5 protein-coding genes are annotated in these 4,133 nt (G+C 45.3%); all 5 read left to right on the forward strand.

Annotated elements, in window-relative coordinates:
• On the forward strand, positions 1-466 hold a 466-nt coding region (locus CPT76_RS09565), incomplete at its 5' end, for a phytanoyl-CoA dioxygenase family protein (protein ID WP_146116284.1).
• A 178-nt stretch (positions 467-644) separates the two neighbouring features.
• On the forward strand, positions 645-833 hold the full coding sequence (locus CPT76_RS38290; protein ID WP_105442757.1) for a hypothetical protein: 189 nt from the start codon (positions 645-647) through the stop codon (positions 831-833).
• On the forward strand, positions 830-2,023 hold the full coding sequence (locus tag CPT76_RS09575; protein ID WP_105442758.1) for a winged helix-turn-helix domain-containing protein: 1,194 nt from the start codon (positions 830-832) through the stop codon (positions 2,021-2,023). Before CPT76_RS38290 ends, CPT76_RS09575 begins: the two co-directional genes overlap by 4 nt.
• 83 nt (positions 2,024-2,106) lie before the next feature.
• On the forward strand, positions 2,107-2,583 hold the full coding sequence (locus CPT76_RS09580; protein ID WP_105442759.1) for a GNAT family N-acetyltransferase: 477 nt from the start codon (positions 2,107-2,109) through the stop codon (positions 2,581-2,583).
• A gap of 242 nt (positions 2,584-2,825) precedes the next feature.
• Entirely contained in the window at positions 2,826-3,806 is a 981-nt protein-coding gene (locus CPT76_RS09585) for an SDR family oxidoreductase (protein ID WP_105442760.1), read from the forward strand.
• The last annotated feature ends 327 nt before the right edge of the window (positions 3,807-4,133 follow it).

Genomic DNA, 4,133 nt, shown 5'->3' on the forward strand with positions numbered 1-4,133 from the left:
GACACACTGGCACCAGGACCACCCGCTTTGGCCGATCATTCAGCCCGCGGATTTGGTAAGCGCTTGGGTCGCGCTCGACGATGCGGTCATCGAGAACGGCTGCATGTGGATGGTGCCTGGCAGCCATAAGTGGGGGAATCATCAACACGATTTGGCGAACACGCCCGATTTCATGCCTTACCATCGTCAGCCGGAGCTGCTGCCGGAGGAAGCAAAAGTGGAAGCGGTACCGTTTGAAATCAAAAAAGGGCAGGTTGGCTACCACCATTGCCTCACTTGGCACGGAAGCCCTCACAACCGTTCGGAGCGCAAACGGCGGGCAATCGCCGTTCACTACATGCCGGGACATACCCGTTACGAACCGGACGGCAGCCATCCGATGCTGTCATATGTCACGGTTAACAAAGGGGACATTCTGATGGGCGATCATTTCCCGGTCGTCTATTCATCAGCCGCCACCAGATGATGATGGCTTGGTAATAGAGGTTGAAGGGGCACTCGAAATCGGGTGCCCCTTTTCCTTGGAGGATCCGATCGGGCGAGTGTATTTTTCAATCCTTTCTTGTTTTTATTCTCTAGATAATGGTAAAATGTATGGGAACATGTGTTTGTTTGTGCGTTTTCCACAGAGAGGGGGAATAGGCGTGGTTGGAATCGTTGAAAAAGAGCCATTTTCGGTATTAGGAAAGAGGATTGCAGACGAAATTCCCGAATGGATTCCGCCATTAAGGCAAGAAGTAAATAATGACTATATTGAGATAAGCAACTCCGCCACCCGTCATCTTGTGCAAGCGGCTCCCGAATGTTTCGTTAAGGAGCCGATGCGTTCATGATCGAATTGACTAACCGCCAGGCAAGACAATTTCTGTTATTGAAGCACGGGCTCCTAGGTGAATATCAATTTGCTGGAAAGGAGGGAGTGTTGGATTTTGTACGGCAGGTCGGCTGTATTCAATACGATCCCATCGATGTTTGCGGAAAAAACGCCGAATTGGTGCTGCAGTCGCGAATCAAAGGATTTACCAAGAACATGCTCGACGAGCTGCTGTATAAAGATAGATTCCTGATCGATTATCCTGACAAGAATCTGGCTATTATACCTCTCGAGGACTGGCCGTATTTTGAGCGGTACAGGCAGGCCGCCCGACAACATGCCAAGCGCTACCCCGGAATGGAAGAGTTGACTGAGCAAGTGCGGGTTCACATCCACAATCACGGTGCGCTAAGCTCGGATGATCTACAATTGGATGGGAATTTCTCGTGGCAATCGGCCATCCACTGGAGCGGCGGAAACAATACCTCCCGGTCGGTGCTGGAACAGATGTACTCGACAGGCGAGTTGATTATCCATCACAAAAAAGGAACTCGTAAATATTACGATATCGCCGAGAAATACATACCGCCAAATCTGCTGAATGCGTCGGAGCCGCTGAAGGCCGAGCTTGATCATCACAAGTGGCGGGTACTGCGCCGGATCGGTGCTGTTGGCCTGTTATGGAATCGGGCATCCGATGCTTGGCTGAACATATGGGGATTGAAAGCGGAGCAGCGTAACGAGGTTTTCCGCCAGTTGTTGGACGAAGCTCGCATTGTGGCTATTGCCGTAGAGCAATTGAAGGATACGCTGTACTGCCGCGCAGAGGACTTGCCGCTCATTGAAGCCGTCCTGCAAAATCCGGAACCGAAATTTCGCTGCGAGCTGATTGCCCCGCTGGACAATTTGATTTGGGACAGAAAGCTGATCAGTGAATTGTTTGGCTTCGATTACACCTGGGAGATTTACACGCCCGCAATCAAACGGAAATTCGGTTATTATGTGCTGCCTCTATTATACGGAGAAAGCCTAATCGGACGAGCCGAAGTCATCGCGGAGCGAAAAACCGGGACACTCGTTGTTAAAAATATCTGGTACGAGAACGGCATACAGCCAACAAAGCAGTTGCGAACAGCAATGAACCATTGTTTTCAGCATTTCGCATTATTCAACGGATGCGGGACGATTTCGACAGAGTCTATGGACTGATATTTTCATTTCCCCAATGAAAGGACGTTTTCAAAAGGGCGTTATCGTTCGGTTCGGAAAACATCACTTAGTGAGGTGGAAATATGAATAACGAAGTGATATTGCGAGACGTGAATAAAGATGACTTACCGATATTTTTTGAGCAGCAATTGGACAAGACTGCCAACCATATGGCTGCCTTTACTGCCAAAGATCCAACGGACAAGATCGCCTTTATGTCTCACTGGCACAAGATATTAGACGACGACCGGATTATAAAAAAGACCGTGCTTTTTAACGATCAAGTTGCGGGGCATGTATCGAGTTTTGAACAGTTCGGTGAACCAGAAGTCAGCTACTGGATCGGACGAGAGTACTGGGGAAGAGGTATTGCAACTAGATCACTTTCTCAACTTCTTGACTATGTAAACATTCGTCCATTATTTGCTCGTGCAGCAAAAGATAATACAGCTTCTATTCGGGTATTGGAAAAATGCGGATTTAAGATTTGTGGTGAAGACAAGGGGTTTTCCAATGCACGTGCTGAGGAAGTCGAAGAATATGTTTTTAAGCTAGAGTAGCGTTAGCTCAATAAACATTGAAGGCAGCCGCATAGTTGCGGCTTTTTTTCGTTTTAAATGCTGGAAGGGGCTAAAATTATGAGTAAAGATCCTTGTCTAAAGGTCAGTTCAATAACGTAAAATGCTGTCTCTTATGAGGAAAAATACGCTTCTGTGTCGATATGTAAACAATTTTTTTACTTTATTTGCAGTAAACAACATATACATCCTATAGAAGAAAATTATTTCTATTGGAGGTTTCCATGGATCAAAAGGACCAAAGTCATCAATTAGACCAAATAAAGCAAATGCAACAAATGTTTAAAGCGAACATGATAACTCAACCTTATCCTATGTACCCTAACTATGGGAAAATCACACGTTACGAAGAAATTCCGATAAGTTTGCCTGAACAGCGCCAGCTCCGCCATCCCGGCGTGGAAAAATTAATGGTACCCCTTCCGATTATCGAAAATCCGAATTATGAAGGGAGCGGAAAGTTAACAGGAAAAGTTGCACTTATTACAGGAGGTGACAGTGGTATTGGTGCGGCCGTTGCAATTGCGTTTGCTAAAGAAGGAGCAGATGTTGCTATTTCATACTTAGATGAACATGAGGATGCAAATAGAACAAAAACGAGGATTGAACAACTCGGACAACGTTGTATTCTAATGCCTGGTGACTTGCGAGACAAACAACAGTGTATCTCCATTGTAGAACAAACAGTAAATACGTTTGGACGTCTAGATATTCTTTGTAACCACGTGGGTATTCAATTCCAACAACTAAGTCTGCTTGACATTACAGATGAGCAATTTGATGACACCTTCAAAGTAAATATATACTCTCATTTTTACACAACAAGAGCAGCGCTTCCCCATTTAAAACCAGGCAGCTCAATCATAGGTACTTCTTCAGTAGTGACGTATGTGGGTGAGCAGCAAATGATTGATTATACGTCCACAAAAGGCGCAATCGTTGGCTGGACACGTGCCTTGGCAAAAAATGTCGTGAAACAAGGCATCCGAGTCAATGCCGTCGCCCCCGGCCGAATTTGGACCCCACTTATTTCAGCAAGTTTCTCGTCAGATCAAGTCGCTGTATATGGAGCATTTAATCCAATGGAACGAGTTGCCCATCCATTTGAACTTGCGCCAACTTATGTCTATCTTGCTTCCGATGATTCTCGTTTTGTTACTGGTCAAGTTCTTCATGTTGATGGGGGAGAATCCACACATTCTTAATGGAAGGGTGTTACCACTTTGAGATATGAATTTAATCCGGAAGTAAAGCTATTGCTAGTAAACCATTCAAATGAAAAAGTAAAGATGGTCTATATAGAGGATTCCTGGCCGATGTCTAAAATTGGACTTAGACCACCGTACTATTGCTACCCGAGTTACAAGTTGAATTATCCAATCATCTGATTGGGTTGAACTCGTATCATTGATATTTCAGATCCAACCTAATGGAAACACATTATAGTCCCAAATCATCAAGCCAATTCGTCATGAAGTCAGGCTGACCCTGAGGTGATTATGAACACTAACAGGGTCAGCTTTTTAATTTTT

The sequence above is a fragment of the Paenibacillus sp. AR247 genome (assembly GCF_002968895.1).
In the GTDB taxonomy this organism is placed as follows: Bacteria; Bacillota; Bacilli; order Paenibacillales; family Paenibacillaceae; genus Paenibacillus_AQ; species Paenibacillus_AQ favisporus.